The 17087-nt window shown below is 54.8% G+C and carries 15 protein-coding genes and 1 pseudogene; 7 read left to right on the top strand and 9 right to left on the bottom strand.

The features are described from left to right. Positions 1-202: 202 nt before the first annotated feature. The 3 genes from acs to HA43_RS07200 all read left to right on the top strand — a co-directional run bounded on the left by acs (position 203) and on the right by HA43_RS07200 (position 4310). Complete coding sequence (gene acs / locus HA43_RS07210; protein WP_071668441.1) at positions 203-2158, top strand: acetate--CoA ligase; 1956 nt, start codon at positions 203-205, stop codon at positions 2156-2158. Positions 2159-2331: 173 nt separating this feature from the next. Further along, the gene (locus HA43_RS07205) at positions 2332-2661 is read left to right on the top strand and encodes a DUF485 domain-containing protein (protein WP_094111309.1); all 330 of its coding nucleotides are present in this window, start codon (positions 2332-2334) and stop codon (positions 2659-2661) included. Then, positions 2658-4310 (top strand): cation acetate symporter, encoded by a 1653-nt coding sequence (locus tag HA43_RS07200; RefSeq protein ID WP_094111308.1) that lies wholly within the window; start codon positions 2658-2660, stop codon positions 4308-4310. The genes HA43_RS07205 and HA43_RS07200 overlap by 4 nt, the downstream gene beginning before the upstream one ends. A gap of 187 nt (positions 4311-4497) precedes the next feature. Here the strand turns inward: HA43_RS07200 and HA43_RS07195 are convergent, their stop codons facing one another. From HA43_RS07195 to HA43_RS07185, 3 genes are all read right to left on the bottom strand, one after another. Next, complete coding sequence (locus HA43_RS07195; RefSeq protein WP_039382044.1) at positions 4498-5043, bottom strand: YfaZ family outer membrane protein; 546 nt, start codon at positions 5041-5043, stop codon at positions 4498-4500. Between the two features lie 130 nt (positions 5044-5173). Beyond that, positions 5174-5869: an LrgB family protein gene (locus HA43_RS07190; RefSeq protein WP_071668443.1), complete on the bottom strand. Its 696-nt coding sequence runs from the start codon at positions 5867-5869 to the stop codon at positions 5174-5176. Further along, positions 5862-6272, bottom strand: a complete 411-nt coding sequence (locus tag HA43_RS07185; RefSeq protein WP_211279574.1) for a CidA/LrgA family protein — start codon at positions 6270-6272, stop codon at positions 5862-5864. The genes HA43_RS07190 and HA43_RS07185 overlap by 8 nt, the downstream gene beginning before the upstream one ends. Before the next feature lie 113 nt (positions 6273-6385). Here HA43_RS07185 and HA43_RS07180 point away from each other — a divergent pair, with 113 nt between their 5' ends. Then, positions 6386-7288 (top strand): LysR family transcriptional regulator, encoded by a 903-nt coding sequence (locus HA43_RS07180; RefSeq protein WP_071668445.1) that lies wholly within the window; start codon positions 6386-6388, stop codon positions 7286-7288. A 23-nt stretch (positions 7289-7311) separates the two neighbouring features. On the opposite strand, the pseudogene HA43_RS07175 reads toward HA43_RS07180, so the two are convergent. The 4 genes and pseudogenes from HA43_RS07175 to soxR form a co-directional block, all read right to left on the bottom strand. Then, positions 7312-8960: pseudogene (locus tag HA43_RS07175) on the bottom strand (Na+/H+ antiporter). Positions 8961-9101: 141 nt separating this feature from the next. Beyond that, positions 9102-10451 (bottom strand): NCS2 family permease, encoded by a 1350-nt coding sequence (locus HA43_RS07170; RefSeq protein WP_094111306.1) that lies wholly within the window; start codon positions 10449-10451, stop codon positions 9102-9104. A 283-nt stretch (positions 10452-10734) separates the two neighbouring features. After that, a complete protein-coding gene (locus HA43_RS07165) occupies positions 10735-11400 on the bottom strand; it encodes a glutathione S-transferase family protein (RefSeq protein ID WP_071668472.1) in 666 nt (221 codons plus the stop codon). 43 nt (positions 11401-11443) lie between these two features. Further along, positions 11444-11923 carry a redox-sensitive transcriptional activator SoxR gene (gene soxR, locus HA43_RS07160; RefSeq protein WP_094111305.1) on the bottom strand — a complete coding sequence of 160 codons (480 nt, stop codon included), beginning with the start codon at positions 11921-11923 and terminating at the stop codon, positions 11444-11446. A gap of 96 nt (positions 11924-12019) precedes the next feature. Between soxR and soxS the strand changes: the two genes are divergently transcribed. Beyond that, positions 12020-12448, top strand: a complete 429-nt coding sequence (gene soxS / locus HA43_RS07155; RefSeq protein ID WP_039382026.1) for a superoxide response transcriptional regulator SoxS — start codon at positions 12020-12022, stop codon at positions 12446-12448. Positions 12449-12665: 217 nt separating this feature from the next. Continuing rightward, positions 12666-12947, top strand: coding sequence for a YjcB family protein (locus tag HA43_RS07150; protein ID WP_039382023.1), 282 nt, complete (start codon positions 12666-12668; stop codon positions 12945-12947). Positions 12948-12999: 52 nt separating this feature from the next. Here the strand turns inward: HA43_RS07150 and HA43_RS07145 are convergent, their stop codons facing one another. Both HA43_RS07145 and HA43_RS07140 read right to left on the bottom strand, forming a co-directional pair. Next, entirely contained in the window at positions 13000-13950 is a 951-nt protein-coding gene (locus HA43_RS07145; RefSeq protein WP_039382021.1) for an ATP-grasp fold amidoligase family protein, read from the bottom strand. A gap of 8 nt (positions 13951-13958) precedes the next feature. Further along, a complete protein-coding gene (locus tag HA43_RS07140; protein WP_039382019.1) occupies positions 13959-15215 on the bottom strand; it encodes an MATE family efflux transporter in 1257 nt (418 codons plus the stop codon). A 527-nt stretch (positions 15216-15742) separates the two neighbouring features. On the opposite strand from HA43_RS07140, the gene HA43_RS07135 reads away from it, so the two are divergent. After that, entirely contained in the window at positions 15743-16138 is a 396-nt protein-coding gene (locus tag HA43_RS07135; protein ID WP_039382017.1) for a transposase, read from the top strand. Positions 16139-17087: the final 949 nt, after the last annotated feature.

Genomic DNA, 17087 nt, shown 5'->3' with positions numbered 1-17087 from the left:
ACATTTAATCACAAAACCCTCTGTTGCCTGCTGACAGCCGCTTTCAGCACGCTGCTTTTTTGCCGCAAAAAGCGCCGTTTTTGCGCGCTTTAGCGCATGCCGGCAGGCCGTGATCCAGACTGCAAAACCGAAACAAAGCCCCTGCCCCCTCTTCAATTAACCTTTGATTGACATATGATTAACATCTTCAAGGAGGTCAGCCATGAGCCAAATTCACAAGCATCCTGTACCCGCTGCCATTGCAGCAAACGCCCTGATTAATGCCGACGAGTATGCGGCGCGCTATCAGCAGTCCGTGGACGATCCTGACGCCTTCTGGGGTGAGCAGGGAAAGATTCTCGACTGGATCACGCCTTACAGCACGGTGAAAAATACCTCGTTTGCGCCGGGCAATATCTCTATTCGCTGGTATGAAGATGGCACGCTGAATCTTGCGGCTAACTGCCTGGATCGCCATCTGGCGACGCGGGGCGATCGCCCGGCCATTATCTGGGAAGGGGATGACGCCAGTGAAAGTAAAACGCTGACTTTCCGGGAGCTGCACGCTGACGTCTGCCGCATGGCAAATGTATTAACGCAGCTTGAGATTAAAAAAGGCGACGTGGTGGCCATTTATATGCCGATGGTGCCGGAGGCCGCTGTCGCCATGCTGGCCTGCGCGCGCATTGGTGCCGTGCATTCAGTGATTTTTGGCGGCTTTTCGCCGGAAGCCGTGGCGGGACGCGTGGTCGACAGCAATGCGAAGCTGGTGATCACGGCGGATGAGGGTATCCGCGCCGGACGTGCCATTCCGCTGAAAAAGAATGTTGATGACGCGCTGGCAAATCCGCTGGTGACCAGCGTGAAGCAGGTAATCGTATTTAAGCGCACCGGAAAAACCACGGAGTGGCATGAGGGACGCGATCTCTGGTGGCACGATCTCGTCAGCCAGGCCAGCGCAGAGCACGAAGCGGTGGCGGTTGAAGCGGAACACCCGCTGTTTATTCTGTACACCTCCGGTTCGACCGGCAAGCCAAAAGGCGTATTGCATACCACCGGCGGCTATCTGGTCTATGCGGCCAGCACCTTTAAATATGTCTTTGATTACCATGACGACGACGTTTACTGGTGCACCGCAGACGTCGGCTGGATCACCGGTCACAGCTATCTGCTCTACGGGCCGCTGGCCTGTGGCGCAACCACGCTGATGTTTGAAGGGGTGCCCAACTGGCCGAAGCCGAGCCGGATGGCGGAAGTCGTCGACAAGCATAACGTTACCCTGCTCTACACGGCGCCCACCGCGATTCGCGCGCTGATGGCGGAAGGCGATCGGGCGATTGAAGGCACCCGACGCAGCAGCCTGCGCATCATGGGCTCCGTGGGTGAACCGATCAATCCGGAAGCCTGGGAGTGGTATTACAAAAAGATTGGCGACAGCCGCTGTCCCATCGTCGATACCTGGTGGCAGACTGAAACCGGCGGCTTTATGATCACGCCGCTGCCGGGCGCAACCGAGCTGAAAGCGGGCTCGGCCACCAAACCCTTCTTTGGCGTACAGCCGGCGCTGGTGGACAACGAAGGCAATCAGCTTGAGGGCGCAACCGAGGGTAACCTGGTTATTAATGACTCCTGGCCTGGTCAGGCGCGCACGCTGTTTGGCGATCATGAACGCTTTGAACAGACCTACTTCTCCACGTTTAAGCATCGCTACTTCAGCGGTGACGGCGCGCGGCGCGATGAAGATGGCTACTACTGGATCACCGGACGCGTGGATGATGTCCTGAACGTTTCCGGACATCGTCTGGGCACGGCAGAGATTGAGTCCGCGCTGGTTTCACATCCGAAAATTGCTGAAGCGGCCGTGGTCGGTATTCCGCACAGCATTAAAGGGCAGGCTATTTACGCCTATATCACCCTGAATCAGGGCGAAGAGCCGTCAGCGGAGCTGTATACGGAAGTGCGCAACTGGGTACGCAAAGAGATCGGCCCTATCGCCACGCCGGACGTGCTGCACTGGACCGACTCGCTGCCGAAAACCCGCTCCGGTAAAATTATGCGGCGTATTCTGCGCAAAATTGCAGCGGGCGATACCAGCAACTTTGGCGATACCTCTACGCTGGCCGATCCAGGTGTAGTAGAGAAATTACTGGAGGAGAAGCAGTCGATCGCCATGCCGTAATCATTGCCCTTATCAGCGGAGAGCATCAGCCTGTCCCCGGCAGGCTTCTCTCCGTTAGTTCACCTTACGCCGTATGCTGTTCACCATCGCACAACCCTGATAACCAGAATATTCAATCCGTTAAATCACATTAATGTGAGATTTCCGTCTGCTTTGCCTCTGGAGAAACTGTGATGAATGACACCCTGAATCAACAGGAAGCCGTCTGGCAACAAATAGAAAATAACCCCCGTTTTCAGGAGCTGGTCCATAAGCGCCAGTCTTTTGCGCTGCTGCTGAGCATTATTATGCTGGTCCTGTATGTCGGGTTTATCCTGCTGATCGCGTTTGCGCCCGGCTGGCTCGGCACGCCGCTGCATGCCGGTACCAATGTGACGCGCGGTATTCCGATTGGCGTGGGACTGATTGTGGTCTCTTTCCTGCTTACCGGCGTCTATGTCTGGCGCGCCAATGGCGAGTTTGATCGCCTGACTAAACAGATCGTCAGCGAGGTAAAATCATGAAGCGCGCGCTCCCGATTCTGCTGGCGCTGGCGCCAGCGGGCGTACTGGCGGCCGATGCGCTGACCGGCGACGTCCAGCAGCAGGCGACCAACTATGAAGCGATAATCATGTTTGTGGTGTTTGTCGCGTTCACGCTGGGTATTACCTGGTGGGCATCAAAGCGCACCCGCTCACGCAGCGACTACTACACCGCAGGCGGCAATATTACCGGCTTCCAGAATGGCCTGGCGATGGCGGGCGATTTTATGTCCGCCGCCTCATTTCTCGGTATCTCGGCGCTGGTCTATACCTCGGGCTATGACGGGCTGATCTATTCGCTCGGCTTTCTGGTCGGCTGGCCGATGATCCTGTTTCTGATCGCTGAGCGGTTGCGCAATCTTGGACGCTATACCTTTGCCGATGTGGCCTCCTACCGGCTGCAGCAGAAGCCGATCCGCACCCTCTCTGCCTGCGGTTCGCTGGTGGTGGTTGCGCTCTATCTGATTGCGCAGATGGTGGGGGCCGGCAAGCTTATCCAGCTGCTGTTCGGCCTTGATTATCATATCGCCGTGGTACTGGTTGGCATTCTGATGGTGCTCTATGTTCTGTTCGGCGGCATGCTCGCGACCACCTGGGTGCAGATCATCAAAGCGGTGCTGCTGCTGTTTGGTGCCAGCTTCATGGCGATTATGGTAATGAAAGCTACCGGTTTCAGCTTTAACACGCTGTTTACGGAGGCGATGGCGGTCCATCCTAAAGGCGCGGCGATTATGCAGCCCGGCGGACTGGTGAAAGATCCTATCTCCGCCCTGTCGCTGGGGCTGGGGCTGATGTTTGGTACAGCGGGACTGCCACACATTCTGATGCGCTTCTTTACCGTGGCGGATGCGCGCGAGGCGCGTAAAAGCGTGTTCTGGGCCACCGGCTTTATGGGTTACTTCTATTTCCTGACCTTTATTATCGGCTTTGGTGCGATTCTGCTGGTGGGTGCAAACCCGCTGTTTAAAGACGCCAGCGGCGCCCTGATTGGCGGCACCAATATGGCAGCGGTGCATCTATCGAATGCGGTAGGCGGCAGCCTGTTCCTCGGCTTTATCTCGGCGGTGGCTTTCGCCACGATTCTGGCCGTTGTCGCCGGGCTGACGCTGGCGGGCGCGTCGGCAGTGTCGCACGATCTCTACGCCAGCGTGATCCGCAAAGGTCAGGCAACGGAGCGTGAAGAGCTGCGCGTCTCTAAAATTACCGTGCTGGTGCTGGGTGTGGTTGCCATTGCGCTGGGGATCCTGTTTGAGAAGCAGAACATCGCCTTTATGGTCGGTCTGGCCTTCTCTATTGCAGCCAGCTGCAATTTCCCGATTATTTTGCTCTCCATGTACTGGTCGAAGCTCACCACACGCGGCGCGATGGTGGGCGGCTGGCTGGGACTGCTGACGGCGGTGGTGCTGATGATTCTGGGCCCTACCGTCTGGGTTCAGGTGCTGGGTCACGCTACCCCGGTCTATCCTTACGAGTACCCGGCGCTGTTCTCCATGCTGGTCGCTTTTGTCTGCACCTGGTTCTTTTCCATCACCGATCACTCCGCTCAGGGTGCACAGGAGCGCGCACGGTTCCGCGGACAGTTTATTCGTTCGCAAACCGGTATCGGTATTTCACAGGGGAAATCGCACTGATCGCAGCCGCACCGGGTTCGACAGGGGCGCTATAAATGGCGTCATCGGATCCGGTGCGGGAATCGACCAGGGCGTCATTAATGATGTCATCGGAACCGGGGCGGATATCAACCAGGGCGCCATTAATGGCGCCCCTGCGAGGTGATGTAGGGGGCGCATTTATGCGCCCCTGGTTTGCAGCGGCAGATCAGAAGCGGAGTGAGGCACCTACGTATGGGCCATCTACCAGCACGTTATCTTTGCGGCTGCCTTTATTGTTCAGCTCGATATACTGGTAACCCACGCGCAGGTTCAGCAGTGAAACTGGCGTAAAGCTCAGGCCGCCTGACGCTTCCTGATAGCTGTCCAGACGATCGGAAAACGCCTCTGGCGCATAGTAATATTCACCATACAGGCCCCACATGCTGTTGAAGCTGTACTGTGCACCTGCACCCACGGCGATGGTGAAGCCATCACGGCCATCTTCCGGGTGCGTAAACAGCGCTTTTGCCGTCGGCGCGACGCGCAGATCGCCAACATCGATGTTATAGCCCAGACCTGCACCGTAGGTGCTGCCGTCATGGTCGCTGCGCAGCCAGTTACCTTTCAGAAACAGACCCGGAGAGGTAGTACCGAGGCCAAGGTTCAGGTTGGTGCTGTGCTCACCCACGTCAACACTGCCCTCAATCGCCTGTACGCTACCGCTCAGCAGTGCAAGGCCCAAAACGCTTCCGGTAACAAGTTGCTTGATCATGCTAATCCACTCCATGAAGTAAAAAATAAGTCGGCGCAAAGAGTAGTTAGCATAGTCGTCAGACACAACTTTTATTGGAAACCTTTACGTAAAATTAAATTACAATGGGAACGATTTATCGATAAACGTGTCATGCGTGCCACAGCAGATGGCTCAGAAGCGGCGCCAGCAGAACCGTGACGACGCCCGAAAGCATCATCACCAGGCTGGATACCACCCCCTCCTGCTGACCAATCTGATAGGCGCGCGCAGTTCCGGCACCGTGAGAGGCAGCACCCAGCCCGGCGCCTTTCGCCACCCCCTGTTTTATCGCGATGCGCAGAAAAAGAATATCCCCTGCCGCCATGCCAAACACGCCTGTGATCACCACAAACAGCGCGACCAGATCGGGCTGTCCGCCCATCGGACCGGCGGCGGCCAGCGCAAATGGCGTGGTGATTGAACGCACGGCCAGACTACGCTGAATACTCTCCGGCAGCGCCAGTAATCGCGCCAGCCAGACTGAGCTACACACGGCAACCGTGGTAGCGCACAGAACCCCCGCACTCAGCGACAGCCAGTGACGCCGGATGAGCGCCATGTTTTCATACACCGGCACGGCAAACGCCAGCGTGGCGGGTCCCAGCAGCCAGAGCAGCCAGTGACTCTCCGCAATATAGTTTTGCCAGCTGACATGCGTAATAAGCAGCAGCCCGACCAGTATCAGCGGCGTCAGCACCAGCGGCATCAGCATCAGCCGCCGCCAGCGCCGGTAGAGACGCTTGTTGAGGTAATAGACCAGCAGGGTGAGTGCCAGACAGAGCAGACTGATGATGGCGTTACTCATGGATATCCTGCCTGCGTGCCGCACGCGCCATTTCAAACCGGTAGAGGCGATCAACCACCAGCGATGTGACCGCCAGCACCAGCAGCGTGCTGATCGCAATCACGATAAAAATACGCCATCCCTCACTGCGCAGCAGATCGCTGTAATTGACCACCGCCACCACTGCCGGAATAAAAAACAGCAGCATTTCAGCCAGCAGCCAGTTTGCCCCGGCCCGGACCCAGCCCAGCGGCAATACGCGCAAAACAATCAATAACAGCAGCATAACCATGCCGAGTACATTTGCCGGTAGCGGCAGGTGCAGCCAGCGCACCAGAAGATCGCAGACGCTGAATAGCCCGATATAAAGCAGCAGCTGCAGCGGCAGTATCAGATGTTGTAACAGACGGGGGCGCGGATTAATGGCGGCAGCATGGCGATCTCCGGTAAGGAATGTGAGAAACGCAGTATAAATCTGCCGCTAACCGTGAAAGAAATGAATTAAAATCATCCGGACTATGCCATTAAGGAATGATCATGGATATACGTGCCCTGCGCTACTTTGTCGCCGTAGTACAGCAGCAGAGCTTTACCCGTGCAGCAGAGCAGCTTTATGTTACGCAGCCCACCATCAGCAAAATGGTGCGCCAGCTGGAAGAGGAGCTGGGGTGCGCGCTGCTGCGGCGGGAGGGACGCCGTCTGCATCTCACCGACAGCGGTCAGGCGGTCTACCAGCGCGGTCTCGCGATCCTGCAGGAGTTTCATCAGTTGGAGGCGCAGATTGGTGATATCAATCAGCTGAAAACCGGTGAGCTGCGCCTGGGTATTCCGCCGATGGTGGGCATGCAGATTGCCGGCTCAATTTCAGCATTTCAGCGCCGCTATCCCGGCGTGCAGCTGCATATTGCAGAATCAGGCGGGCTGACCGCACAGCAGGCGGTGCTGAGCGGCGCGCTGGATATTGCGCTTACCGCCCTGCCGGTTGAGCCCGATTTACCGCTTAACACGCTGGAGCTGATGCGCCATCCGCTCTGCGTGCTGGTGTCGCGCAGCGCGGCCTGGCACGCCCGCCCGCATCTGACGCTGACAGAACTGGCGCAGCATCCGCTGCTGATCCTGAATGAAGAGTTTGCCCTTAACCGCCAGCTGATGCAGGCATTTCAGCGTGAAGGCGTAACGCCTCAGATTGCGCTGCGCAGCGGTCAGTGGGATTTTCTGGCTGCGATGGTGCAGGCGGGGATGGGCGTAGCCGTACTGCCGGAACCTATCTGTCAGCGGCTGGATCCGCAGTCGCTGGCGTGGCTGCCGCTGGCATCTGCGCTGGAGTGGCGTATCGGGTTGATCTGGCGTGAAGGGAGCTATCTGTCGCGCAGTGCGGAAGCCTGGATCAGCTGCTGTCGCACACACTGGCCGGATGATGCGCCGCGTCTGCAGGTGTGAGACGCGGCGGCATGCAAAGGAGGTTACTCCTCTTTCTCGATCAGTAGCGCTTCCAGCAGATCGAGATCGCGCAGCAGGCGCTGCATCGTTTCATTGGAAATCTGCTGCGTTGCGCGCAGGTGATACACTTCAGCACGCTCGGCGCGCAGCGCGGTCAGACGGAAACGACGCTCCAGGTTCTCAGCAAACAGCGCCTGATCCACGTCATCCTTGCCATCCACGCGGCGGCGCAGGTTGCCAATCACCCGCAGGCTGACCTCTTTAAGCAGCTCCGGATCGATATTCTCTTCGGTATCACTCTCCAGCCGCTGCTCCATCTTATGCAGCTTTCAATCGCCACACCCGCCATCGCGGCTCGCGCATGCTGCAGTTCATGACGGTGGCCTGCTTTATCATGGCTGTCGATACCGCGCAGCAGGAGAGGCAGCAGGATAACGCCAACAAACAGCGAGAAGAGGATCACGCCGGTGGCGATGAATACCAGTTCATAACGCGCCGGGAAGGGCTCGCCATTACTGAGAAACAGCGGAATAGAGAGCACGCCCGCCAGCGTAATCGCACCGCGTACGCCCGCAAAAGAGGCAATCAGCAGCTCGCGCAGCGAGTAGTTTGAGAATTCCAGCGGTTTTTTCTTCAGCAGGCGCATGCTGGCGCGCTTCATGATCCAGAGCCAGCCAAAACGCACAATCATCAGCGCCGCATACACCAGCGCGACATCGGTAAACAGCATCCACAGCTCGACGTTGGGATCGGCATTCGCCTGCTCAACGGACGTCGCAAGGATATCCGGCAGCTGCAGGCCGAGCATCAGGAACACCATGCCGTTGAACACAAACTCCAGCATCTGCCAGACGCTGTTTGCACGCAGGCGCATCGCCAGCGGCGCCTGACGGATGATGCCGGAGCGCGTGATGGTCATCCCGGCCGCGACGGCGGCAAGGATACCGGAGACGCCGAGATGTTCAGCAATCAGGTAGGAGGCAAACGGCAGCAGCAGCAGCAGCACGGTCTGCGTCGCCGGATCGTCTCCGCTCCAGCGGCTCAGCAGGCGCAGCGAGCGGCCATAGAGCCAGCAAACGGCCACGCCGGCAATCAGTCCGCCAATGGCCACTTTAAGAAACTCCACGCTGGCGCCGCCCCAGGTAAAGACCATGGTGCCCATCGCCACGGCGACCGCAAATTTCAGCGATACCAGGCCAGAGGCGTCGTTCATCAGCGCCTCACCCTGCACAATCGACATGATTTTCTTTGGGATGCGCCCTTCGCCAACGATACCCGACAGCGCCACGGCGTCGGTCGGTGACAGCACGGCTGCCAGCGCAAAAGCCGGGATCAGCGGAATACCCGGCACCAGCCAGTAGATCAGGTAGCCGATACCGACCACGGTGATCAGCACCAGTACCAGCGCCAGCCCGAGGATCTCGCGACCGTGGCTCAGAAACTCATTGATAGGCGTCTTCCAGCCGTCAGCAAACAGCAGCGGCGGGATAAACAGCACCAGAAAGAGTTCCGGATCGAAATCGACATGCAGGCCAAACGTGGGCCAGGCAAGTAAGGCACCCGCTGCGATCTGCACCAGCGGCAGCGGAATTTGAAACGGCAGGATTCTTGCCGCGACGCCGGAGAGTGACACAACCAGCGTCATAATGAGAATAGTAAAAAAGATTTCCATGCTTTCCTTAGGCGAATCGAAATGGTTAAAAGCGAGGGTCGTTACGCTAAAAAGTGTAAAACAAAACGCCGCACATAGGGGGACCCGATGTGCGGCGCTGGCAAAGTCAGGGGATTATCTGGAAATTACTGGAACCTGTGGTCAGATAGCCCAGCCTGCCGCATAAAAGGTGACCAGTGCAACAGCGATCGCTACCGTCCCCACGTTGAGTTTGCGCCACTCCCCGGCAAACAGACGGCCAATCACCAGCGAGGCGAAGCCCAGCATAATGCCGGTCACGATGTTACAGGTCAGCACAATAAACACCGCGGTCAGCAGGCCTGACATGGCATCTACAAAATCGCTGAAATCAATTTTTGCCACGTTGCTCAGCATCAGTAGCCCGACATACATCAGCGCCGGCGCGGTCGCATAGGCCGGCACCAGACCGGCAAGCGGCGACATGAACAGCATCAGCAGAAACAGTACGCCTACGACGATAGCGGTTAAGCCGGTTTTGCCACCCGCTGCCGTACCGGCTGCTGATTCAATATAGACTGCTGCCGGAGACGCACCGACCAGGCCGGCAAACAGGCTGCTGAGGGAGTCGCTGGTCAGCGCCCGGCCGCCATTGAGGATCTGCCCTTCTTTATCCAGCAGATTGGCCTGCCCGGCAACCGCACGAATGGTGCCGGTCGCATCGAATACCGCTGTCATAACCAGCGCCAGAACGCTGGGCAGTACGGCTGGCTGCAGCGCGCCTGCGATATCCAGACTGAACATCGCTGACTGACCGCTGGCATCCTTCAGGCTTGGCATCGCAAACAGCCCCTGCCAGGTCACCGCCGGATCAAACACAAGCCCAATCAGTGAGATAGCCAGTATAGTCAGCAGGATGCCGCCAGGTACGCGGCGTTTTTCCAGGCCAAAGATTGCCGCCAGACCCACCAGCGACATGATGACCGGAAACGCGGTAAAATCGCCCAGCGCCACCGGCAAGCCTGCGGCCGGGTTTTTTACCACCAGGCCAATACCGTCTGCTGCAATCAGCAGTAAAAACAGGCCGATACCAACCCCGGTACCGTGCGCCACGCCCATCGGCAGATTGCGTAAGATCCAGGCGCGGATACCGGTTACCGAGATAAACGTAAACAGTAATCCCATCAGGAATACGGCGCCCAGCGCGACCGGTACGCTGATGTGCTGCCCAAGGACCAGGCTGAATGCAGTGAAGGCGGTCAGCGAGATAGCACAGCCGATAGCCAGCGGCAGATTGGCCCAGAGTCCCATCAGCAGGGAGCCAAACCCGGCGACCAGGCAGGTGGCAACAAATACCGCCGTCGGAGAAAAGCCCGCTTTACCAAGCATGCCCGGTACCACAATAACTGAGTAGACCATGGCCAGGAAGGTGGTAAGCCCCGCCAGCACTTCCTGCCGCACGTTGCTGCCGCGTGCTGAAATGTGGAACCAGGCGTCCAGTTTTCCACTGGCCGGGCGTGAGTCGCCAGACATAATTATTCCTCTGCATATTTTAGATGTAAGTCGCCGCACAGCTGCCGCTTACGCATCATCCTGGTGGGGATTTCTCAAAGAGAAAAGAGGCGCAAACGATTACGCAGCTATGTACTTCCCGTCAAAGAGGGGGAGATAAAATGGCAGGCGATTATCTGGCGTTTGGGGTGACGTTTTCAACTGTTAATCGTCACCGGACTGGAGAAAGCACGCCTGCGGTGACGGCGGATTAATTCGGGGCGCATTAATGCGCCCCCTACGATTACCGGATTCCGGGCCGGCGTCAGTCGCTGAATTTAATCGGGCCGCCCTGCTTTAGCGCTCGCTGCCAGGCGGCGCGCTGCTGCATCTCTTCCAGCCAGCGGGTGGTGGCAGGCAGATTGTGCAGGCCGCCGCGCATCTGAAGCGCCAGCAGCGGAAAACTCATCTGAACATCAGCGATGCTGAAACGCGAACCGGCAAAAAACGCATGCTGACTTAAATGCTGTTCAATCACGCGGGTATGCAACGCCAGCTGCTTATTCAGCCAGGCTTTCTCCATTCCTTTACGCATGGCACCACCGATCGGGCGCAGCAGCCAGGGAACCGGTTTTTTGCTTAGCTGCGCAAAAACCAGCTTGATGATCAGCAGCGGCATCAGCGATCCCTCGGCATAATGCAGCCAGTAGCGTCCCTGAATCTGTTCATCTTCATTGCTCAGCGTCAGCTGCTGCTCGCTGTCATACTTCAGCTGCAGATACTCCAGAATGGCGCCGGATTCAGCAATAACGCGGTTGCCATCGGTTATCACCGGTGATTTTCCCAGCGGATGCACCTTTTTCAGCTCATCGGGTGCCAGCATCGTATTTTCCCGCTGATAACGTTTGATCTGATACGGCACCGCCAGCTCTTCCAGCAGCCATAACACACGATGCGAACGGGAGTTTTCCAGATGATGAACGGTGATCATGTACAGCTCCTTGCTGATAAAGGTATCGCACCAGTATAGCGGATTAACGCCCCTGCTCATCCTGCTCCGGGTCAAGCAGCACGGCGCCTGAACCCTGCTGCGCCAGCCGGTCGCCGGGATTGCGTAACGGACAGTCGCGCATCGACAAACAGCCACAGCCAATACATCCGTCCAGATCGTTCCGCAGCCGCGTCAGCGTCTCTATGCGTTTATCCAGCTCTTCACGCCAGTGCTGCGTCAGTGCATCCCACTCCTGCGTCGACATCCGTTTATTCGCCGGGACATGCATCAGGCTCTCACCCACCGTCGCCAGCGGAATACCGATACGCTGCGCAATTTTAATAATCGCTACGCGGCGCAGTACGTCACGGCTGTAGCGTCGCTGATTACCATTATTACGGGTGCTGGAGATCAATCCTTTGGTTTCATAAAAGTGCAGTGCCGAGACCGCTACGCCGCTACGTTTTGCCACTTCTCCTGGCGTCAGCACCGGCTTTGGATAGTTACGCTCTTTTTTTACCATCAGCCTTTACCTCAAGTTAACTTGAGGAACTATACTCGCTCACCATCAAAAGTACGAATTTCTCACCGGGTGATACCCCTTCAGAAGGATGAGGCTATGATGCAACAGGAAATCATTCATTCACTGACTAACTGGATCGATCAGAATCTGGATAAAGCACTGTCGATTGATGATGTGGCAGCAAAATCGGGTTACTCAAAATGGCACCTGCAGCGTATGTTCCGTACCGTGACGAAACAGACGCTGGGTGGCTATATTCGTGAACGGCGTCTGACGATGGCGGCAGAAGCGCTGCTGCAGACGCAGCGACCGGTTTTTGATATCGCTATGCAGTATGGTTACGATTCGCAGCAAACCTTTTCGCGCGTGTTTCGCCGGCAGTTTTCGCAGACGCCTACGGCGTATCGTCACGCCATGCGTCGTCAGGCGATTGCGCAACGGCCTCGCCTGCTTAGCTTTGACTGCAGCGACAATATGAACAGCTTCGCCCAGCGCACCACCGGTGAATGCTGCCCTGTCCGGTAATCAGCGCGCCTGCTTCAGGCGCTCTCTTCCAGCTTTAGCCGCGCGTCCCAGCCCGCCTTCGCGGGTACAAAATTTGTTCAAAAATTCAAATCCGCTGATATAATGTGATCCAAATCACACTTAATCCGACGTGAGAGCGTTTCCTGACGCGCTCTTTGCCGTCAGTGATGTCCGGTTAATGTCAGGGATATCACTGATTCGAAGAGGTTTTGCGTTAATGGCTACGTTAACAACCAGTTTACTGGTAATGCGCTGGGGTATTCTGAGCGCCGTTCTGATGTTTCTCGCCAGCTCAATGAAAATAAAACTGCGGCAAAAGAGCCATCCGATTATGGCGCTGCTGTGTGGCGGTCTGGGCGTGGGGATGTCGTGCTGGTTTGTGACCGGACTGCTGGGTATTACGCTGAGCATGGAGAACGTGCACAACTTTATGCAGATTGGCAAACAGGCTTTTATCGATGTGATGAGTCAGGCGCCGACTGAGTGGCCAATTCCCTGAATAGTATGCATAAAAAACCCCGCGCTGCGGGGTTCTTTATATTGCTGTGCGATCAAATTTTCTTCAACACGGCGGGAATACCGACTTCCGCAACCGAAACGCCCGGTCTCTTCGTACCGCGACGATCCTGAATCCACATATCACCCATCATCTGGTCCAGCCCGCGGTCCAGACCCGTTACCAGTCCGGCACCCGGCGTGAAGGTCAGCTCACCAAAGTAGATCTCTTCACCGTGGATATACCAGTCAACGCGGACATAGTCGAAATCGCTGGCCAGCGTCTTGCTCAGCGCCAGCGCCTTCTGCAGCTGCGGCAGAATAGGCTCAACATCCAGACCGGTATCGCGGATCTTATGATACGCCTCGTTCAGATTGTTGACGTAAAAGTTCATCGACAACAGCGGGTTGCAGCGGTTGTAGATCACCTGCAGCACATATTCAAAACTGCCATCGCGCTTATTGAACATGTGAAATTTGTAGTCAATCGGCGCACTTTTGCCATCGCCAATGTACTGCTCTACCAGAATCCGCGGCTTGATGTAGCGATAGTGGATCTCACGCGCTTCATTAGCGAAGTCCGTTTTCAGCCAGCGATGACAGTCGCTGATGATCTGCTGCTTCTTCAGCGCATCCGGCTCTTCCAGCAGGATCTCAACCATGTTGGAACCATGGTTAGGCTTGATCACAGTATTCTTCCACTGCGACAGCGTGTGAAGCGAATGCGGATCGCTGGTCTCGTAAACCAGCGGGATCAGATACTCACTGCCTACCTTCTCAGCAATGTATTCACGTACTGAATACTTGTCCGACAGGCGACCATAGATTTGATAGTCGCCATACACAAATTTGCGATACAGCACCTTCTCGTTAAACACCTTTGGCTCGCGCAGATTAGGCAGCTTACGGAATTTACGGAAGTAGTAGATGCGATCCTGCGTAGCCCAGGGCATCTTCTTGATAAAATACTGAACGCTTCTTCTGAGTTCTTCTTTCAACCTGAGCATATCTGACCTCATTTGTAGGTTTTGTAGTTGAGTGAGGAAACCTGAATTTTTTGAATGACGCCGTTTTTAAAGAAGTAATTCATTACGGTAAGGGAGAGCAGCTCAGTGATGAAGACGCTCCAGGCGGCACCCATAATGCCGTACCCCTGGATCAGCCACCATGAGAGCGGCAGGCTGATAACCATCAGGCAGAGGATCTTCTTCAGCAGATAGTTAAACCCGCCCTCTTTGACCATGTAGCGGTAAGCTACGGTCCCCATTGCCGAAAAGCAGGTTGCTAACGACAGTAACGTAACGAGACTTCCCGATTGTGTGTACTCGTGACCATATAACGCGATGATGATCTTCTCGCCAAACATGGCGATCACCGCCAATAACAGCAATGAAACTCCCATGACATAGCCGTTCAGCCGCGCGGTGAGTTTGATTGCGGCTGCTCCACGCTCACGGAAAATTTCCGAAAAGCAGGAAGTGATGATGGCAACCGGGATAAAAATCCAGGAAGCCGAAATGGTGTTGGCCGCGGCGAACAGGCCCAGATCGCGGGCGGAAGCGATACCGGCCAGAAACATCTGCGCCGCTTTTACCTGCACGGAGATAAAAATGCTGGAGATAGCCAGCGGCAGACCGGCATACATCAGGTAGCGCAGATAGGTAGTGCGTTTCTGCTGCGGCGGCGCAATGTCCTGATGCTCACGGTAAAAATTGATGCGCTTGATGAGATAAGGCACCAGCGTTACCGCCACGATGGATACGGTCAGCCACAGCGGATTGAGATGCAGCCACGCGATGGTAAAGCTCAGCGCGAAGCCAAGCAGCAGTCCCACTGAGTTAGCCAGCGTATTGAGCCGCGACGCGAGACGCGCATTGTTGTAGACGCTAAAAGTGTCCTGCGTTACAAATACCGAGGAGATAAATGAGGCCAGCGCAAATGCGAGAAAATTCTCCTGCATGTTGTACCAGACCCAAATCAAGACCGGAATGGAGGTCAGCAGCAGCAGCGCGAGGCGCATGGTGCGCGCCACGGCCATCAGACGCAGACCTTTAGGCGCACTTTTGCTGATGCGCTTAAACAGGATGGTTTCGGTACCGAAAATCGCCACGGTCTGCACCATGGAGAATAGCGAAGCTGAAAATGCCATCTGGCCAAATATGGTCGGGCCAAACGATTTTGCCACATAGGAGGTGACAAAGATGACGCCGAACACCGAGACGACTTTTTCAGACATCATCCAGACGGCATTAGACATTACGCTCAATTTCATTGACTGGTCCTTAGTATTACTTACAGCAACTGCCTTGCGGTAAAACGTCCTTGAAATGAATTAACAAGCGCTCAGTGGGCCTGACAAAAATTAATAACTTCAAACCAGGCTGGTCCGAAAAATGAGACTCGCGTCAGGATTTAGAAGAGAAATTCAGGAAAATTCTGATTAAATCTGGTGCGAATTTCAGCGGATGTAAACGATTTCAACCCGAATTCGAGACAAAAGTTTACTGGCACGCCCTCTCTTTTTTGCAAGAAAGCTGTACCGAATATCCAATGTTTGTCGTATTTTTCTGCATTTGGGATGGAATGAATCTATATCAAAAAGCCAATACCAGGAAGATGTTCATTGGCATTCATAATAAAATAAGATTTATCCCATGATGATATTTATTCTAAATATCTTAATTTATCCCTCGCAATTCAAATCGCGCACTTTAATACTGCATTAATACCGTTTTTGCAGTACCAGATATTAATACAGTAATTCTCATCCACTAATTGATAAGAAAGGTAAGAGCATTTATGAGAAAGTCACGATATAGCGAAGAGCAAATCACAAATGCCATTAAAGCTTCTGAAACAGGAGTAAAAGTCAGGGAGATTTGTGAAGAGCTCGGCATTTCAGAGGCTACCTTCTACAGCTGGAAGAAGAAATTTTCAGGCCTTTCTTCTGAAGAAGGAAGAAAGATCAAAGAGTTAGAGGACAAACTACAGAACCTTACCCGCGAACTGCAAACGCTGAGTTCCGATAAAGAGATGCTGCAGAGCGTGCTCAAAAACTTCTTTACCACCAATGAAAAGCGTCAGGCAGTCAACTTTTTGCAGACAACCTTTGATATTGGAACCCGCCGCAGCTGTCGTTTGCTCGACATCAGCCGCAGCGTTTACCACTATCCGTCAGGATCGGAAAATCGCTAATAGTTGTAAGGCCGCTGTTATTTGACTAAATGCTGAGATTTGTTCTTACCAGAAGAGATGAAGATCATTTAATCCGGCGTTCACAATATAACAATTCGCACCTCTTTTTCCTGATGATTAATGGCAGGAAAATGCTTCTTTTTTTGCGGTAAAATTGATTCACACCAGCAAAAGTCTTGTATTTTAAGTCATTTAGACGTTGCCCAATCTCATTGCGGTGAGATTGGCGCTTCGTTTATTGCATTAACGCCGCTGTTGCTGACCTTAAATCACAGTTGTTTTTAGTTAGCACAACTGAACATCTCCTCCGGCTGCACCACTTTTCTCCTCTCATTTATCCTGGCCCTGACGGTTGCGCTTAAAAATCGGCGCGTCGCGTGGGATAAACAATTTATGATTTAATTTCTCCAGGAATTTTCCCGCCCAAAAACGTAATGAGCTTTAAACTATGTAAGATAAAAAGCGATATGATCGATAAATAACATTCGGTTATTTGTCGCGGGTTTTAATATTTTTATGCGGAATGTGACCGGGATCATTCTTAACCGCAGCGCCCTCGCTTGATACCTGAATGGTTTTTCTTACCACTAAACAGGGCCACTCTCTGATTAAAACCGGGGGCCGCAGAGCGGTTACAGCCAATTTTTATTCTCATTTCGTCTCATCAATATGCAACTGCTGCTCTGTTCTGCATAAAAAACAGACGCCAAGACACATCTATCACCGGGGTAAGCACGCTATAGCAGCCGGGCGTTATGTCAAAAGGTGATTAAAAGACAACCTGTCTGCCTGCTCAGGAGCATATAGCGGCGAATGTTCAGGCGGTAAGACGGGCAAACCAGGCAAAAACGGGTGGGCTAAATTCTTAAAAACGCCGGTATAACGCTGCAGATCAACGCTGCCTGAACATCGCTGGTCGTAGCCACAGAATGAGGAGGCGTGAAGAACA

Source organism: Pantoea eucrina (assembly GCF_002095385.1).
Lineage (GTDB): Bacteria > Pseudomonadota > Gammaproteobacteria > Enterobacterales > Enterobacteriaceae > Pantoea > Pantoea eucrina.
The sequence above is the reverse complement of the archived record's forward strand: the minus strand, read 5'-3'. Positions and strand labels throughout refer to the sequence as shown.

Excerpts from the sequence above, each read along its gene's own strand:
- acs (WP_071668441.1), top strand. The coding sequence starts at position 203 with ATGAGCCAAATTCACAAGCATCCTGTACCCGCTGCCATTGCAGCAAAC.
- HA43_RS07205 (WP_094111309.1), top strand. The coding sequence starts at position 2,332 with ATGAATGACACCCTGAATCAACAGGAAGCCGTCTGGCAACAAATAGAA.
- HA43_RS07200 (WP_094111308.1), top strand. The coding sequence starts at position 2,658 with ATGAAGCGCGCGCTCCCGATTCTGCTGGCGCTGGCGCCAGCGGGCGTA.
- HA43_RS07195 (WP_039382044.1), bottom strand. The coding sequence starts at position 5,043 with ATGATCAAGCAACTTGTTACCGGAAGCGTTTTGGGCCTTGCACTGCTG.
- HA43_RS07190 (WP_071668443.1), bottom strand. The coding sequence starts at position 5,869 with ATGAGTAACGCCATCATCAGTCTGCTCTGTCTGGCACTCACCCTGCTG.
- HA43_RS07180 (WP_071668445.1), top strand. The coding sequence starts at position 6,386 with ATGGATATACGTGCCCTGCGCTACTTTGTCGCCGTAGTACAGCAGCAG.
- HA43_RS07170 (WP_094111306.1), bottom strand. The coding sequence starts at position 10,451 with ATGTCTGGCGACTCACGCCCGGCCAGTGGAAAACTGGACGCCTGGTTC.
- HA43_RS07165 (WP_071668472.1), bottom strand. The coding sequence starts at position 11,400 with ATGATCACCGTTCATCATCTGGAAAACTCCCGTTCGCATCGTGTGTTA.
- soxR (WP_094111305.1), bottom strand. The coding sequence starts at position 11,923 with ATGGTAAAAAAAGAGCGTAACTATCCAAAGCCGGTGCTGACGCCAGGA.
- soxS (WP_039382026.1), top strand. The coding sequence starts at position 12,020 with ATGATGCAACAGGAAATCATTCATTCACTGACTAACTGGATCGATCAG.
- HA43_RS07150 (WP_039382023.1), top strand. The coding sequence starts at position 12,666 with ATGGCTACGTTAACAACCAGTTTACTGGTAATGCGCTGGGGTATTCTG.
- HA43_RS07145 (WP_039382021.1), bottom strand. The coding sequence starts at position 13,950 with ATGCTCAGGTTGAAAGAAGAACTCAGAAGAAGCGTTCAGTATTTTATC.
- HA43_RS07140 (WP_039382019.1), bottom strand. The coding sequence starts at position 15,215 with ATGAAATTGAGCGTAATGTCTAATGCCGTCTGGATGATGTCTGAAAAA.
- HA43_RS07135 (WP_039382017.1), top strand. The coding sequence starts at position 15,743 with ATGAGAAAGTCACGATATAGCGAAGAGCAAATCACAAATGCCATTAAA.